The organism is Streptomyces sp. NPDC044061 (assembly GCF_056434305.1).
This window is the reverse complement of sequence record NZ_JBWKFL010000006.1, coordinates 291,245-307,497: the sequence shown is the minus strand read 5'-3', so window position 1 is coordinate 307,497 and position 16,253 is coordinate 291,245. Positions and strand designations below refer to the sequence as shown.

At 69.5% G+C, this 16,253-nt stretch carries 12 protein-coding genes; 7 read left to right on the top strand and 5 right to left on the bottom strand.

What is annotated here, in order from left to right; all coding sequences use genetic code 11:
* Positions 1 to 275 precede the first annotated feature (275 nt).
* Positions 276 to 1,832, bottom strand: coding sequence for a hypothetical protein (locus tag AC07CM_RS12745; RefSeq protein ID WP_478876376.1), 1,557 nt, complete (start codon positions 1,830 to 1,832; stop codon positions 276 to 278).
* An 80-nt stretch (positions 1,833 to 1,912) separates the two neighbouring features.
* On the opposite strand from AC07CM_RS12745, the gene AC07CM_RS12740 reads away from it, so the two are divergent.
* Positions 1,913 to 3,076 (top strand): hypothetical protein, encoded by a 1,164-nt coding sequence (locus AC07CM_RS12740; protein WP_478876375.1) that lies wholly within the window; start codon positions 1,913 to 1,915, stop codon positions 3,074 to 3,076.
* A 37-nt stretch (positions 3,077 to 3,113) separates the two neighbouring features.
* Positions 3,114 to 3,419 carry a hypothetical protein gene (locus tag AC07CM_RS12735; protein ID WP_478876374.1) on the top strand — a complete coding sequence of 102 codons (306 nt, stop codon included), beginning with the start codon at positions 3,114 to 3,116 and terminating at the stop codon, positions 3,417 to 3,419.
* Here AC07CM_RS12735 and AC07CM_RS12730 read toward each other — a convergent pair.
* Genes AC07CM_RS12730 through AC07CM_RS12715 form a run of 4 tightly spaced genes read right to left on the bottom strand, consistent with a single transcriptional unit; the run spans position 3,400 to position 7,253 of the window.
* Positions 3,400 to 4,170, bottom strand: a complete 771-nt coding sequence (locus AC07CM_RS12730; RefSeq protein WP_478876373.1) for a succinate dehydrogenase/fumarate reductase iron-sulfur subunit — start codon at positions 4,168 to 4,170, stop codon at positions 3,400 to 3,402. The two genes, AC07CM_RS12735 and AC07CM_RS12730, sit on opposite strands and share 20 nt — an antisense overlap.
* Complete coding sequence (locus AC07CM_RS12725; protein WP_478876372.1) at positions 4,167 to 6,098, bottom strand: fumarate reductase/succinate dehydrogenase flavoprotein subunit; 1,932 nt, start codon at positions 6,096 to 6,098, stop codon at positions 4,167 to 4,169. The genes AC07CM_RS12730 and AC07CM_RS12725 overlap by 4 nt, the downstream gene beginning before the upstream one ends.
* 17 nt (positions 6,099 to 6,115) lie before the next feature.
* Positions 6,116 to 6,937 carry a hypothetical protein gene (locus AC07CM_RS12720; protein ID WP_478876371.1) on the bottom strand — a complete coding sequence of 274 codons (822 nt, stop codon included), beginning with the start codon at positions 6,935 to 6,937 and terminating at the stop codon, positions 6,116 to 6,118.
* A 25-nt stretch (positions 6,938 to 6,962) separates the two neighbouring features.
* Entirely contained in the window at positions 6,963 to 7,253 is a 291-nt protein-coding gene (locus AC07CM_RS12715; protein ID WP_478876370.1) for a hypothetical protein, read from the bottom strand.
* A gap of 312 nt (positions 7,254 to 7,565) precedes the next feature.
* On the opposite strand from AC07CM_RS12715, the gene AC07CM_RS12710 reads away from it, so the two are divergent.
* The 5 genes from AC07CM_RS12710 to AC07CM_RS12690 all read left to right on the top strand — a co-directional run bounded on the left by AC07CM_RS12710 (position 7,566) and on the right by AC07CM_RS12690 (position 16,242).
* Entirely contained in the window at positions 7,566 to 9,746 is a 2,181-nt protein-coding gene (locus AC07CM_RS12710; RefSeq protein WP_478876369.1) for an ABC transporter family substrate-binding protein, read from the top strand.
* A 138-nt stretch (positions 9,747 to 9,884) separates the two neighbouring features.
* Positions 9,885 to 11,792, top strand: a complete 1,908-nt coding sequence (gene typA / locus AC07CM_RS12705; protein WP_478876368.1) for a translational GTPase TypA — start codon at positions 9,885 to 9,887, stop codon at positions 11,790 to 11,792.
* Positions 11,793 to 12,206: 414 nt separating this feature from the next.
* Positions 12,207 to 13,253: an ABC transporter permease gene (locus AC07CM_RS12700; protein ID WP_478876367.1), complete on the top strand. Its 1,047-nt coding sequence runs from the start codon at positions 12,207 to 12,209 to the stop codon at positions 13,251 to 13,253.
* A gap of 103 nt (positions 13,254 to 13,356) precedes the next feature.
* Entirely contained in the window at positions 13,357 to 15,165 is a 1,809-nt protein-coding gene (locus tag AC07CM_RS12695; protein ID WP_478876366.1) for an ABC transporter substrate-binding protein, read from the top strand.
* 99 nt (positions 15,166 to 15,264) lie between these two features.
* Positions 15,265 to 16,242 carry an ABC transporter permease gene (locus AC07CM_RS12690; protein ID WP_478876365.1) on the top strand — a complete coding sequence of 326 codons (978 nt, stop codon included), beginning with the start codon at positions 15,265 to 15,267 and terminating at the stop codon, positions 16,240 to 16,242.
* Positions 16,243 to 16,253: the final 11 nt, after the last annotated feature.

Genomic DNA, 16,253 nt, shown 5'->3' with positions numbered 1-16,253 from the left:
GACGCCCGCCGGGGGCCGGGGCGAGTGGAGTCGGTGGCGGCCGTCTGTTTCCGGGCTGCCGACGCCCACCGGGGCCCGCCCGCTCCCGGACCGAGGGAGTCGCCGAAGTCCCCCGTCGGCTACTGGAGTCGTCGGCGGCCGCGCCTCTGGTCTGCCGACGCCCGCCGGGGGCCGGGGCGAGTGGAGTCGGTGGCGGCCGTCTGTTTCCGGGCTGCCGACGCCCACCGGGGCCCGCCCGCTCCCGGACCGAGGGAGCCGCCGAAGTCCCCCGCCGGCTACTGGAGCCGTCGGCGGCCGCGCGTTTCCGGTCCGCCGAAGCTCACCGGTGGGCCCGCGTCCGGGTCTTCCGTCAGGAGGATGCCGCCGAGGACGGCGCCGGGGAGGCCGACTATGTGGCCGGCCGCTTCGGTGTAGGGGTTGCCGCGGGCCCGTACGTCTCGTTCGGCCAGGTCACGGGCCTGCCCGGCGAGTACGTCCGCCTCGGCGCCCGCGTCCGGCGCCCGTACCGCCTCGGCCAGCCGCGCCCGCGCCTGGGCGCCCACCGCGCCCCGGTGCACGGCGACGAAGTCCTCCGCCCCGCCGACCGCGCTGCGCGCCACCAGCAGCGCGGCCGCCTCCACCGCCCCGGAGCGCCCCACCTCCAGCCGCTCCACCGCCCGTGCGAGGCGCCGCAGCGCGTCCACGGGGTCGTACGGCCCGCCGGTCAGCTCCGTGCGTACGGCGGCCAGCACGCCGTCGGCGTGGGCCAGCCGGGCCTGCAGCTCACCAGTGGCCACTGAGGTCCGCCCGCCGTTCTTCCGCGCCTCGGCGATCTCCGCCTCGCCGCCGGTCAGCGCGGCCGGCAGCAGCCCGGCCGCCTCCCGCAGCTCAGCCGCGAGCCGCTCGACCCCGCCCACCAGAACACCGGCCTGGATCACACCGCCCTCGGCGGAGCGCAGATGCCGGGCCGCCCGTGCCCCCTCACCCGAATCGGCGGCCTGACGTGCCTCGTTGAGCTGTGAGGTCGCGAACACCAGCCGGTCCTTGGCCTGCTCGACGTACCCGACGACCGGCGCGCTCGCCGAGGGCGCGTACCGCTCGTGCAACTCCACCGCCGTGGCCTGGGCCACCGCCGTGCGCGCGGTCAGCTCCCGGAACCGCCGCTCGGCGACCTCCAGCGCCTCCCCCAGCCCCTCCTCCAGCCCCCGCAGCCGGTCCAGCTCCGCCGCCTCGGCGTCCAGCCGCCGCCCGGCCTCGGCGCACCGCCCGATCACCCCCACCAGCGCCTGCCGCCGGGCACCCTCGTCCCCCGGAACCCCCTCCTCGTACCGCCGCCATATCGCGAACGCGGCCGCCAGCTCCGTCCGGGCGGCGCGCAGGGCGTGCGTGAACGGCTCGACCGCCGCGGCTCCGAACCGCTCCCGGACGAAGGAGAGTTCCTCCTCGCTGCCGCGCACACAGTCGTCGGCGAGCACCAGCGCGGCCCGGGCCTGCCGCTCGCTCTCGAGCGAGGTGGGCACGGGCGGCGCCGCCGACACCACGCCCGGCGTCGTCCGGGTCCGGGCCCGCCGGGTGCGCCGCAGGTACCCGTAACCGGCCAGCACCCCGGCCGCGCCGACGGCGGCGAGGGGCAGCACGAGGTCGGTGGTGGACGTCTCGTCCTGATGCGGCGCGGAGGCGCTCGCGACGGGCCCGCCGGGGGAGGCGGGAACCGGATCACCGTCACCGGCCGTCATCATCGGCAACACCAGCCACCCGGCTCCCACCACCGCGCCCACCACGGCATGCGCCACCCGCACCCGTATGTGCGCCTTGGCACACCGGGACCGGCCCCGGGTCAGGGAGGACGTCACATTTCGGAGCGTATGGGCAGGTAGGCGGCTCCGCGAGTGGGGCGGACACGGCTGGGGGAACAGAGGGACAGGGGGTCGGAATGGACGCGGAACGACACCACGGGCGACCGGAGCCCGAGCAGGGAGCAGCACACGATCCGGCCCCGGCCACCACCGAGACCGACCCACACCGGTCACCGGCACCCCCCGACGGGGAGAACTCCCCGGAAGGCGACGGCGCAGCCGGGCCGAAACGCGCCCGCCGCCGCCCCCGCCGCCGCACTCTCGTCGCAGCCGCCCTGCTCCTCCTGCTCCTCCCCCTCCTCGCCGCGGAGACGGCCCTCCGCCTCAACTACACCGGCGACCCCGCTCCGGGCACCCGCACCCGCCACAAGGACGCCCTCTGGCTGGGCCACGCCTGGGTCGACGGCCGCAAGACCGAAGCGGACGTGACCGCCCTCGCCCGCCGTCTGAACGACACCGGCATCCGCGACCTGTACGTCCACGCGGGCCCCCTGGAGCACGACGGCACCCTCCCGAAGTCGGCATACCCCAAGGCGCGTTGGCTGACAGCGGCCCTGCACCGGGCGGCGCCCGGCGTCCGGGTCCAGGCCTGGCTCGGCGACAAGCTGGCCAGTGAGAGCCCCGACGGCCTGCACCTGGAGCGCGCCGCCACCCGCACCGCCGTAGTCGCCTCCGCCCGCGGGATCCTCGCCGCCGGCTTCGAGGGAACCCACTTCGACCTGGAGCCCCTCCACTCCGGCGACCGCGACTACCTCTCCCTCCTGGACGACCTGCGCGACCTCACCCGCGCCCACCACGCCCTGCTCTCCGTCGCCGCCCACCAGATCGACCCGCTGCCCGCCTTCCACTCCTTCTGGGGCGCGACCACGGGCCACCCCAAGTGGTGGTCGCAGGCCTACTTCGGGCAGGTGGCCCGCCGTGTGGACCAGATCGCCGTCATGTCGTACGACACCATGCAGCCGCTGCAGAGCCTGTACGGCGGCTACGTCGCCCAGCAGACCAGCCTCGCCCTGGAGGTCACCCCGGACACCACCGACCTGCTGATGGGCCTGCCCTTCTACCACGAGAACCGTTTCGGCCACTGGGCCCACGCGGAGACCGTCCCGGCCGCCGTGCGCGGCGTCCGTCTGGGCCTGTCCCGCACCGACGCCGACCGCACCCGCTTCGGCGTCGCCCTGTACGTCGACTTCGCGGCCACCGAGGCGGACTGGCGGGCTTACCAGGAGGACTGGGCGGAATGACTTCCCCCGGGCCCACCCTGGTGGCACGATGATCGTCATGCACATGTACGTGGTGGTCGCGGCCTGGGTGGCCGTCGGGCTGCTCGCCGCCTGCGGTGTCGCGTCCGTCGTGGCGGACTGGGTGCCGTGGCCCGCCCGCCGCCGGGTGCTGCGGCCGCGGCTGTGGGGGTACGGCACTCTGCTGGGCGCGTTCGGGGTCGGCCTGTTCATGTTCCTGGGGCCGCTCGACGACGCGGGGTTCGGCGTCGTCGCGGTCACCGGCTGGTGCCTGTTCCTGGCCGGGACGATCCTCCAGGTCCTCGCTCAGCGCCCCGGCCGGGACACTACGAAGACCGCCTCCTGATCTTCGAGCCCAGCCACACCAGCGGGGCGTACTTGCGGTCGACGGCCCGCTCCTTCAACGGGATCAGCGCGTTGTCCGTGATCCTGATGCCCTCGGGGCAGACCTCCGTGCAGCACTTGGTGATGTTGCAGTAGCCGAGGCCGTGCTCGTCCTGGGCGGTGCGTTTGCGGTCCAGGCCGGTCTCGGCGGCCGCATCCAGCGGATGCATGTCCAGCTCCGCCACCCGCATCAGGAAACGCGGGCCCGCGAACGCGGTCTTGTTCTCCTCGTGGTCGCGCACGACATGGCAGGTGTCCTGGCACAGGAAGCACTCGATGCACTTGCGGAACTCCTGCGAGCGGTCCACGTCCTCCTGCATCATCCGGTACTCGCCGGGAGCGAGCCCGGGCGGCGGCACGAACGCCGGGACCTCCCTGGCCTTCTGGTAGTTGAAGCCGACGTCGGTCACCAGGTCCCGGATCACCGGGAACCCGCGCATGGGCGTGACGGTGACGGTCTCGTCGCGGTCGAACACCGACATGCGGGTCATGCACATCAGCCGCGGCCGCCCGTTGATCTCCGCCGAGCACGAACCGCACTTGCCCGCCTTGCAGTTCCAGCGCACGGCGAGGTCGGGCGCCTGGGTCGCCTGGAGCCGGTGGATGATGTCCAGCACCACCTCGCCGTCGTTGACCTCGACCTTGAAGTCCTCCAGGTCGCCGCTCTGCACATCGCCCCGCCACACCTTGAAGCGGGCCTCGTAGCTGCTCACTCGTACAGCTCCTCTTCGGCGAGGTACTTGACCAGCTCCTCCTTCTCGAAGAGGGCGAGCAGGTCGTGGCGGATGGGTTCGGTGGTCTCACGGGTCAGCCGGATCTGCGCGCGGGCGGGGTCGGCCGCCGCGAGGCCCCCGGTGGGATCGGCGAGGGCGCACAGGAGGTTCACGTTGCGCCAGGCGCGGTCCATCGTCGGATGGTCCTCGCGGGTGTGCCCGCCGCGCGACTCGGTGCGTTCCAGCGCGGCCCGCGCCACGCACTCGCTGACCAGCAGCATGTTCCTGAGGTCCAGGGCGAGGTGCCAGCCCGGGTTGAACTGGCGGTGCCCCTCGACACCGGCCCGGCGGGCGCGTACCCGCAGCTCGGCGAGCTTGTGCAGGGCCTGCTCCATCTCGCCCTCGCGGCGGATGATGCCGACCAGGTCGTTCATGGTCTGCTGGAGTTCCTGGTGCAGCGTGTAGGGGTTCTCCGGCGGACCGGCCTCGCCCTCCGTCTCCGCGGAGAACGGCCGCAGGGCCTCGGCGGCCGCCAGGTTCACCTGGGCGTCGTCGACCGCCGGGCGCCGCCGGTCCGTTTCCCGCGCGTACTCGGCCGCGTGCCAGCCCGCCCGGCGCCCGAACACCAGCAGGTCGGAGAGCGAGTTGCCGCCGAGCCGGTTGGAGCCGTGCATGCCGCCCGCGACCTCACCGGCCGCGTACAGTCCGGGCACCCCGCGCGCGGCCGCCGTGTCGGAGTCGACCGCGATGCCGCCCATCACGTAGTGACAGGTGGGCCCGACCTCCATCGCCTCCGCGGTGATGTCGACGTCCGCCAGCTCCTTGAACTGGTGGTACATGGAGGGCAGCCGGCGCCGGATGACCTCCGCCGGCATCCGTGTCGACACGTCCAGGAAGACACCGCCGTGCGGTGAGCCGCGGCCCGCCTTCACCTCGGAGTTGATCGCCCGGGCCACCTCGTCGCGCGGAAGCAGTTCGGGGGGTCGCCGGTTGTTGTCGGGGTCGTCGTACCACCGGTCGCCCTCCTCCTCCGACTCGGCGTACTTCTCCTTGAAGACGTCCGGGATGTAGTCGAACATGAACCGCTTGCCCTCGGAGTTCCTGAGCACCCCGCCGTCACCGCGGACCGACTCGGTGACGAGGATGCCCTTGACCGACGGCGGCCAGACCATGCCCGTCGGGTGGAACTGCACGAACTCCATGTTCAGCAGGGGCGCGCCCGCGAGCAGCGCCAGCGCGTGCCCGTCGCCGGTGTACTCCCACGAGTTCGACGTGACCTTGAAGGACTTGCCGATCCCGCCGGTCGCCACGACCACGGCGGGAGCCTCGAGGACGAAGAAGCGGCCGGTCTCGCGGTCGTAGGCGAAGACGCCGGAGACGCGTCCGTCGTCCTTCAGGACCCGGGTGACCGTGCACTCCTGGAAGACCTTCAGCCGGGACTCGTAGTCCCCGGTCTCCTTCTTGTCCTCCTGCTGCAGCGCGACGATCTTCTGCTGGAGGGTGCGGATCAGCTCGAGGCCCGTACGGTCGCCGACGTGGGCGAGGCGCGGGTACTCGTGGCCGCCGAAGTTGCGCTGCGAGATCCGGCCGTCCTTCGTTCGGTCGAACAGCGCGCCCCAGGTCTCCAGCTCCCACACCCGGTCCGGGGCCTCCTGCGCGTGCAGCTCGGCCATCCGCCACTGGTTGAGGAACTTGCCGCCGCGCAGGGTGTCGCGGAAGTGGACCTGCCAGTTGTCGTGCTCGTTGGCGTTGGCCATGGCCGCGGCGATGCCGCCCTCGGCCATCACCGTGTGCGCCTTGCCGAACAGCGACTTGCAGATCACCGCCGTACGGGCGCCCCGCTCGCGCGCCTCGATCGCCGCCCGCAGCCCCGCGCCGCCCGCGCCGACCACGACGACGTCCCACTCCTGCCGGTCCACCACGGACATCAGAAAGCCCCACTCATCTAGAAGAACCGCGGATCGTCGAAGACGCCGGACGCGATCAGGTACACGTAGAAGTCGGCGAGCGCCACGCTCAGCAGGGACGCCCAGGCGAGCTGCATGTGCCGGGCGTTCAGCTTCCCGACGAACTGCCACGCCCGGTACCGCACGGGATGCCTGGAGAAGTGTTTGAGCTTGCCGCCGACGATGTGTCTGCAGGAGTGGCAGGAGATCGTGTACGCCCAGATCAGCACGATGTTGACCAGGAAGACGAGGGTGCCAAGACCCATGTGGCCCCAGCGGTAGTGCGGGTCACGGAAGGACAGCACGGTGTCGTAGGTCAGCACGCCGGCCACCAGCAGGGCGGCGTAGAAGAAGTACCGGTGGACGTTCTGCAGGATGAGCGGGAAGCGGGTCTCGCCGGTGTACTTCCGGTGCGGCTCGGCCACCGCGCAGGCGGGCGGTGAGGCCCAGAAGCTGCGGTAGTACGCCTTGCGGTAGTAGTAGCAGGTCAGCCGGAAGCCGAGCGGGAAGATCAGGATGATGACGGCGGGCGAGATGGCCCACCAGCTCCCGAAGACGTCGGCGTTCGGCCCCGCGTGCATGGTCTGGCAGTTCTCCGCCAGGCAGGGCGAGTAGAACGGGGAGACGTACGGCGCCGCGTAGTAGTGCGCGTTCGCGAAGGCCCGCCAGGTCGAGTAGACGACGAAGGCGAACAGACCGGCCGCGGTGACGGCGGGCGCCAGCCACCAGCGGTCGGTCCGCAGATGCGGTGCGGCGATCGCGGCGCGCGTACGGGTGCGTACGCCGCCGCTGTTCTGTTGGGGTTCCGTACCAGTGGCCAACGGATGACTCCGGTCGGGTTCGAGGTCAGGGAGCGTGCCGGTCGCGGGCGCCCAGGCCCTCGTCGTCCGAGTCCGTCCACAGGCTGATGTCGTACGGAGTGTCGGAGATGGTGACGAGGTCGGGCCGGTGCGGAGCGGCCGGGGTGCTGGCCGCTTCCCGCAGCAGCGCCAGGCTCTCGCGCAGATGGTCGGCGTCCATGCGGACCCGGCGCATCTCCAGGCCTTTGCTGCCGAGTTGCTTCTCCAGACGCGCCAGCGACCGGTAGAGGTCGTCGAGGTTGCGCTGGACTGATGTCAGTTCGTCGTGCACGGACATGACTTGCCCTCACTTCCACGGGTCCTGCGGGCCCTGGTGGCAACGTTCATGCGCCTTGGAGTGTTGCGCGTCACACCTGTCGCTGTGAAGAGATGTGCACCGATTGGCCGAGGCGTACGGATGCACATTCGGTGTGTTGCGCCGCACGGGTGGGCTTACCCTCTGTCGCCGCCGTGTCGCCCGCTGTTGCTGGATCCTTTCCTCTTCAGTGGTTGCATAGATCTGATCAGCTCCATATACCGCCAAAAGTGACGAACGCCATATATCGACAAAAGTGAGCATAAAGCCCGCGGCTTTCCGGAGGTAGCAGAGATGTCCCACGACGGCGTCGGCCTGCGCGCGGTCCTGCGCTCGGCCGCCTTCCTGACCGCGGGCGCCCTGGTGGTGCCCCTCCTCGCCGGCTGTGGCTCCGACGAGGAGCCCAGCCGCCCGCTGGCCGGGCAGGACATCGCTCTCGTCGCCCGTGACAAGGTCGCCGAGGGGGGCACCCTGAAGTGGGCCGTGGACGCCGTACCGGAGACCCTGAACGCCTTCCAGGCCGACGCCGACGCGGGCACCACCCGTATCGCCCAGGCCGTGCTGCCCTCGATGTTCCAGCTCGACGCCGCCGGACGCCCGGTGGCCGATCCCGCCTATCTGGAGTCCGCCAAGGTCATCGAGACCGAGCCACGCCAGGTCGTGCTGTACAAGCTGAACCAGCAGGCCGTCTGGAGCGACGGACGGGAGATCGGCGCCCCCGACTTCGTCGCCCAGTGGCGCGCCCTGTCCGGCAGGGACAGCTCCTACTGGACCGCCCGCAACGCCGGCTACGACCGCATCGCCAAGATCGAGCGCGGGGCGAACGACCTCCAGGTCCGGGTCACCTTCTCCCGTCCCTACGCCGACTGGAGGTCGCTGTTCTCCCCGCTGTACCCGAAGGACGTCATGGGCACCCCGGACGCCTTCAACGACGGCGCCCGGCGCAAGCTGCAGGTCACCGCCGGACCCTTCAAGGTCGAGAAGGTCGACACCGCCCGCAAGGACGTCGTCCTCACCCGCAACCCGCGGTGGTGGGGCAAGCCCGCCAAACTGAACGAGATCGTGCTGCACGCCGTGGCTCGCGACGAGCGGGCGGCGGCGCTCGCCGACGGCAGCGTGGACCTGGCCGACATCGACCCGGCCGAGGCCGAGCGGATCGACCTCGCCTCCCGCCAGAAGGGCACCGGCACCCCGCTGCAGGGCGGTGGGAAGACCTCGGCGAAGAAGCTGCGCTCCTGGGCGCTCGCCCACGGCTTCGACTCCGACGAGGTCAAGGTCGGCAGGAAGAAGCTGCACAAGGCGATCACCCGGTACCTGGAGCAGCAGCAGGAACTGCGCGCCTTCGACGTCCGCAGGTCGCTGGAGCCCGCGTACACCCAGCTCGCCCTCAACGGCGCCGGCGGAATCCTCGCCGACGACCGGGTCCGCCGGGCCGTCGCCCGCGCGCTCGACCGCACCGAGCTGGCCAAGCTCGTGCTGACCCCGCTGGGCCTGCCCGCCGTCCCGGTCGGCAGCCACCTCGCCCTGTCCGGACAGGACGCCTACGCCGACAGCAGCGGCGCGCTCGGCGGCCAGGACACCAAGGAGGCGCAGGCCCTGCTCGCGGACGCCGGCTGGGTGCCCGGGGGGCCGGTGAAGGAGGAGAAGAAGGCCGAGAAGGCGGCCGGCGCCGAGCGGGAGAAGAGCGAGCGGGAGAAGAAGTCCGACGGCGGGCCGGACGGCGAGTACATCGTCGGCGAGGACGACAAGGGCAAGCACCACGAGTCGGCCGAGGAGAGGCGGGAGAAGGGCGACGAGGGCGGCCGGCACCTCGCCCAGGACGGCAGGCAGTACAGCGGCAACGGCGGCGCGCCGGGCGCCTACGCCCCGCAGGGCACCGCGGCCCCGGCCGGCGCCGTGACCGGCCCGCTCGCCAAGGACGGCAAGGCGCTCGCCCTGCGCTTCGTGCTCCCCTCGGGGCCCGGCTCGGAGACCCTGAACACCGTCGCACTGCGGATCTCGGCGATGCTGGAGAAGGTCGGCATCCGCACGACGATCACCAAGGTCTCGGACGAGAGCTACTTCAAGGACCACGTCGCCGCCGGCGACTACGACCTCGCCCTCTACTCCTGGCCCTCCTCCGCCTTCCCCGCGACCGACGCCCGGTCGATCTACGCCAAGCCGGTCCCGGCCGCCGACGGCTCGGTGAACGTCGAGCAGAACTTCACCCGGGTCGGCACCGACCAGGTCGACCAGCTCTTCGACCAGGCGGCCTCGACGCTGGACGAGGACGAGGAGCGCGACCTGATCCGCAAGGCGGACTCCCGCATCTGGGCCTCGGCCGGGTCCATCCCGCTCTATCAGCGGCCGCAGCTGGTCGGTGCCCGCAAGACCCTGGCCAACGCGGGAGCGTTCGGATTCCAGACGCCGGTCTTCGAGGACATGGGCTTCCTGAAGAAGGGCGTGAAGGTCGCTCCGGGCCCGTCCCGCGGCTGAGGCCCTTGGCCCTGAGGAGGCCGACTCGCTCGGGGCCACGTACCATGGGGTGAGGCCGTGGCATGTCAAGCCCGGCAGGGCCCGCGTATCACAGACGTACGCGCAGGCTTTCCTCACACTCCGGGAGTACGCCGCAATATGGCCACGCGCCACGACATCCGCAACGTCGCCATCGTCGCCCACGTCGACCACGGCAAGACCACCATCGTCGACGGCATGCTGAAGCAGGCCGGCGCGTTCGCCGCCCACCAGCTCGACCAGGTCGACGACCGGGTGATGGACTCGAACGACCTGGAGCGTGAGAAGGGCATCACGATCCTCGCCAAGAACACGGCGGTCAAGTACCACCCGAAGGACGGCGGGGACCCGATCACCATCAACATCATCGACACCCCCGGCCACGCCGACTTCGGCGGCGAGGTCGAGCGCGGTCTGTCGATGGTCGACGGGGTCGTCCTGCTCGTCGACGCCTCCGAGGGCCCCCTGCCGCAGACCCGCTTCGTGCTGCGCAAGGCCCTCCAGCAGCGCCTGCCCGTCATCCTGTGCATCAACAAGACGGACCGCCCGGACTCCCGGATCGACGAGGTCGTCAACGAGACCTACGACCTCTTCCTGGACCTGGACGCGGACGAGGACCAGATCGAGTTCCCGATCGTCTACGCCTGCGGCCGTGACGGCGTCGCCTCGCTGACCAAGCCGGACGACGGCACGGTCCCGGCCGACAGCGACAGCCTCGAGCCGTTCTTCTCCACGATCCTGGAGCACATCCCGGCCCCGAACTACGACGAGGAGGCCCCGCTCCAGGCGCACGTCACCAACCTCGACGCCGACAACTTCCTCGGCCGTATCGCGCTGCTCCGTGTCGAGCAGGGCGAGCTGCGCAAGGGCCAGACGGTCGCGTGGATCAAGCGTGACGGCAGCGTCGGCAACGTCCGCATCACCGAGCTGATGATGACCGAGGCGCTCACCCGCAAGCCCGCCGAGAAGGCCGGACCGGGTGACATCTGCGCCGTCGCCGGTATCCCGGAGATCATGATCGGCGAGACCCTCGCCGACACGGAGAACCCGATCCCGCTCCCGCTGATCACGGTGGACGAGCCGGCCATCTCCATGGTCATCGGCACCAACACCTCCCCGCTGGTCGGCCGCGGCGGCACCGGCAAGGGCGCCGACGCGAAGGCGGCGGTCAAGGACCGCAAGGTCACCGCCCGCCAGGTCAAGGACCGCCTGGACCGCGAGCTGATCGGTAACGTCTCGCTGCGCGTCCTCGACACCGAGCGTCCGGACGCCTGGGAGGTCCAGGGCCGTGGTGAGCTGGCGCTCGCCATCCTGGTGGAGCAGATGCGCCGCGAGGGCTTCGAGCTGACCATCGGCAAGCCGCAGGTCGTCACCAAGGACGTCGACGGCAAGACCTACGAGCCCGTCGAGCGCATGACGATCGACGTGCCCGAGGAGCACATGGGTGCCGTCACGCAGCTCATGGGCGTCCGCAAGGGCCGGATGGACAACATGTCCAACCACGGCTCGGGCTGGGTCCGCATGGAGTTCGTGGTGCCCTCCCGCGGCCTGATCGGTTTCCGGACGGAGTTCCTGACCCAGACCCGCGGCACGGGTATCGGCCACTCCATCCACGAGGGCTTCGAGCCCTGGTTCGGGCCGCTGCAGACCCGCAACAACGGCTCGCTGGTCGCCGACCGCTCCGGCGCCGTCACCGCGTTCGCGATGACGAACCTCCAGGAGCGCGGCGTGCTGTTCACGGAGCCGGGCACCGAGGTGTACGAGGGCATGATCGTCGGTGAGAACTCGCGCTCCGACGACATGGACGTGAACATCACCAAGGAGAAGAAGCTCACGAACATGCGGTCCTCGTCGGCCGACTCGTTCGAGGCCATCGTCCCGCCGCGCAAGCTCTCCCTGGAGCAGTCCCTGGAGTTCTGCCGCGACGACGAGTGCGTCGAGGTGACCCCGGAGGCCGTTCGCATCCGCAAGGTGAACCTGGACGCCCGCGAGCGCGCCCGCGCCGCGAGCCGCGCCAAGCACGGCTGACGGTCTCCTCAGCCGCTCCCTGAGACCCGGTCCTCCGCCGTCAGGAGGGCCGGGCCTTCGGCGTGCCCGCCGGCATGTCCGCACCTCGTGCGGGTATCCATGAGCCGACTGTGCGGTCAGCGGGACGGGGACGGAGCAAGTGTTCGCATACCGGGGACGTGCGCTTCACGTTTCGGACATGTAAACCGAAAAAAGTGACAGCCTGTCCGATTTGCCGGGTTGTCGTTATTCATGTCAAGCGCGCACAGGTGTCGATCTTTGCAATTTTTGCTCAAAAAATTGAAGGTAGGGAGATCCCTATGTCTTCCGCCCTTGACGCGCGTTGAACACATTGGCGAAAGTTCCCCCAAACCGCAGAACTCTCCGGTATCTGCGCTGCGCTCAGCTCTCCAACCCCCCGGGGGAAGAACACACATGACCAGTCCAGCCAAGGCTGAAGGCTCCGGGCCGTCGGTTGCCTTGGAGCCCGAACTCGAGTCGAAGCCCGAGCCTGTCAAGGTCGAGAAGAAGCTCGAGGGTCGCTCTCCCGGCCAGTTGATGTGGCAGCGCTTCAAGCGTGACCGTACCGGTGTCATCTGTGCCGCGATAGTGATTTTCTACTTCGTCATCGCCGTGGCGGCGCCGCTGCTGACGAAGCTCAGCGGGACGGACCCGTACACCCTGTACGGGCAGGACCCGACCTACCAGGACACCCCGGTCCTGGACGACTTCGGTCTGCCGCTCGGCTACTTCGGCGGCCTGTCCGGGACGCACTGGTTCGGCGTCGAGCCGCAGTACGGACGCGACGTGTTCGCGATGCTGGTGTACGGCATGCGTACCTCGCTGTACATGGCGGTGGGCATCACGGTCCTGATGATGGTGACGGGTGTCGTCCTCGGTCTGATCGGCGGCTACTTCGGCGGCAAGACCGACTACTGGATCGGCCGCGTCACCGACTTCTTCCTCGCCTTCCCGCAGCAGCTGTTCTTCATCGCCTTCATGCCCGTGGTGACCGCGTTCTTCGTGGACCCGCGGGAGGAGACGCCCACGTACTTCCGTGCGGTGGCGATGCTGCTCGTACTCTGGCTGCTCGGCTGGATGGGCATGGCCCGCCTCGTCCGCTCGACCGTGCTGTCCCTGCGTGAGCGCGAGTTCGTGGAGGCCGCCAAGGTCTCCGGCGCCTCGCCCTGGAGGATCGTCCGCAAGGAGATCCTGCCCAACGTGGTGACGCCCATCCTGGTGCAGTTCACGTACACACTGCCCAGCACCATCCTCACCATCGCGTTCCTGTCCTTCGCCGGTGTCGGCTTCGTCGAGCCGACCCCGGACTGGGGCAAGCTGTTCGCCGCCGGCTCCAGGTACACCGAGCAGGACCCGGCGTTCATCTTCTTCCCCGGTATCGCGTTGGTGATCTTCGTCCTTGCCTTCAACCTCCTCGGAGACTCGGTGCGGGACGCGTTCGACCCCAAGTCCGGGCGGTAGATCGTCCACTTGTGGGGGGATGACTGCCACCCCCGGAGTCGGCCTACCAGCCGCGTCAGGCAGTACTCAGGAATATCAACCGACAGGTAGGTGCATTCGCCTCATGAAGTCGTTCAGCTCGCGCAGAGCGCAGGCCATCGTCGTCGCGATCGCGGCCGGTTCCCTCGCGCTCACCGGGTGCTCCGAGAACAAGGGCACCAACACCGGCGACAACTCCAAGAAGGACCAGAAGGAAGCCTCGGTCCAGTCGAAGGCGGTCACCTACGCCGACGCCGCCGGCTCCACCGGTCCGGCCAAGGACGTCGCCGGTGCTCAGAGCGGCGGCACCATCACGGTGTACCAGGAGGCGGGCCTCTCGCACCTGGACCCGGGCCAGATCTACGTCTCCGACGCCGGTCAGGTCGCCAACCTGCTCTTCCGTCGCCTGACCCAGTTCCAGGAGGACGGCAACGGCAACGTCTCGGTCGCGGGTGACCTCGCGACCGACTCCGGCAAGATGTCGGACGGCGGCAAGACCTGGACGTTCACCCTCAAGGACGGCATCAAGGACGCGAAGGGCAACGCCATCACGTCCGCCGACGTCCGCCACACCGTCGAGCGCCAGTTCGCGAAGTTCATCTTCGACGGCCCGCCCTACCTGCAGAACTGGCTGGCCGGCAAGAAGTACGCCAGCGACTACCGCAAGCTCCTGCCGGGCGGTGGCTTCGACGGCAAGCACCTGCCGAAGTCCGTCCTGGACACCCCGGACGACAAGACCGTCATCTTCCACTTCGACCAGGCCCGCCCGGACCTGCCGCAGACGCTGGCCATGGCCGGCTACGCGATCGTCCCCACGAAGGGCGACACGAAGGAGAAGTACGACAAGGCTCCGGTCGCCACCGGCCCGTACAAGATCCAGTCGTACAAGAACGGCAAGTCCCTGGTGCTCGTCAAGAACACCAACTGGGACCCGAAGACCGACTCCGTGCGCCACCAGTACGTGGACGGGTGGAACTTCCAGTTCGGCGTGACCGAGTCGACCCAGACCAAGCGTCTGATCGCCGACCAGGGCAGCGACAAGAACTCCATCCAGCTCACCGGCGGCGTCGAGGCCACGCAGATCCAGGACGTCATCAAGAACCCGGCGGTCAGCAAGCGCACGGTCAAGGGCTACCAGCCCTACGTGATGCAGCTCACCTTCAACCTGGACCGCGTCAAGGACCTGAAGGTCCGCCAGGCCATCACGTACGCCGTGAACTCCAAGTCGCTCATCGCCGGTGAGGGTGGTGTCTACGGCGGTGACGTGGCCCCGAACTACTTCGCCCCGACCCTGCCGGGCTACGAGGCGAAGTACGACCCGTACGGCCGTCTGAAGACGCCGCAGGGCAACATCGCCAAGGCCAAGGAGCTCCTGAAGGACGTCCCGGCGTCCGAGAAGAAGGTCGTCTTCGCCTACGCCAACAGCGAGAACGGTCAGAAGCGCAAGGTCGCCATCGAGGACGCCCTGACCAAGGTCGGCTTCAACGTCGTCTCCAAGGAGGTCGACGCCGCGAGCTACTACGAGCAGATCGGCAAGCTCGACAACCCGTACGACATGTACATCTCGGGCTGGGGCCAGGACTGGCCGTCCCCGGGTACGGTCGTCACGCCGGTCTACGACGGTTCGCAGGTCGCGGACGGTTCGCCGAACTACTCGCACATCAAGGACGCCAAGCTCGACGCCCTCATCAAGAAGGCGCTGACCCAGAAGCCCACCGCGGCTGCCGCGACCTGGAAGGAAGCCCAGCACTACATGCTGGAGAAGGTCGTCCCGGCTGCTCCGCTGTGGTACACCAAGCAGTTCCAGCTCTCCGGGTCGAACGTGGGCGGCGCCCGCTACGGATCGGTGTCGAGCCTCATCGACATCAACCAGCTGTACCTGAAGAAGTCGTAACTCTCTACGGCTGAACGCGGGGACGCGCACCAGGCGGAGCGCGTCCCCGTACCTCCGTGAAACCTCCCACTCGTCTCCGCAGAGAGCAGCCCTCCCGCCATGCTTCAGTTCATCCTCCGGCGCACGGTCGGTGCCCTGGTCACCCTGTTCCTCATCGGCGCCGTCACGTTCTTCCTGTTCGTCGCCGCGCCATCCGATTACGCCTCCCTGGCCTGTGGCAAGGACTGCTCTCCCCAGAGGCTGGAGGACATCCGCCAGGCCCTCGGCCTCAACCTGCCGATCGCCCAGCAGTTCTGGGACTTCATGTCCGGCATCTTCGTCGGCCGTGACTTCCCGACCGGCCACTGCAGCGCCCCGTGCCTCGGCCAGTCGTTCTACTCGGGCGACATGGTCTGGTCGACGATCATGGACCGCTTCCCGACCACCCTGACGCTCACCGCCGGCGGTGCGGTCGTCTTCCTGGTGATCGGTGTCGGAGCCGGCATGATCGCCGCCTACCGGCGCGGCTCCACCGTCGACAAGGTCGCCACCGGCGTCTCGATGGTGCTCAGTTCGTTCCAGATCTACTTCCTCGGCCCGATCGTCCTGTGGATCTTCGTCTACAGCACGGGCTGGATGGACAACCCCTCGTACGTGCCCATCACCCAGGACCCGTGGGGCTGGTTCATGGGCATGCTGCTGCCCACGCTGGTGATGGCCACCATCTTCACCGCGCAGTACACCCGTATGGCGCGCTCGTCGATGATCGAGCAGCTCGCCGAGGAGCACGTGCGCACCGCCCGGGCGAAGGGCATGTCGCGCAAGTACGTCTTCTTCCGCTACGCCTGGCGCGGCGCGCTCATCCCGATCGTCACCGTCCTCGGCATCGACATCAGCAGCATGCTCGGCGGTGCCGTCGTCACCGAGCTGACCTTCTCCCTGCAGGGCATCGGTCGCCTGGCCGTGGACGGCGCGATCCACAAGGACCTCCCGCTGACCATGGGCGTCATGTTGTTCGGTGCCTTCTTCATCCTGATCTTCAACATCTTCACCGACATCGCGTACGCCTGGATCGACCCGCGCGTCCGGCTCTCCTAGGAAGAACGAAC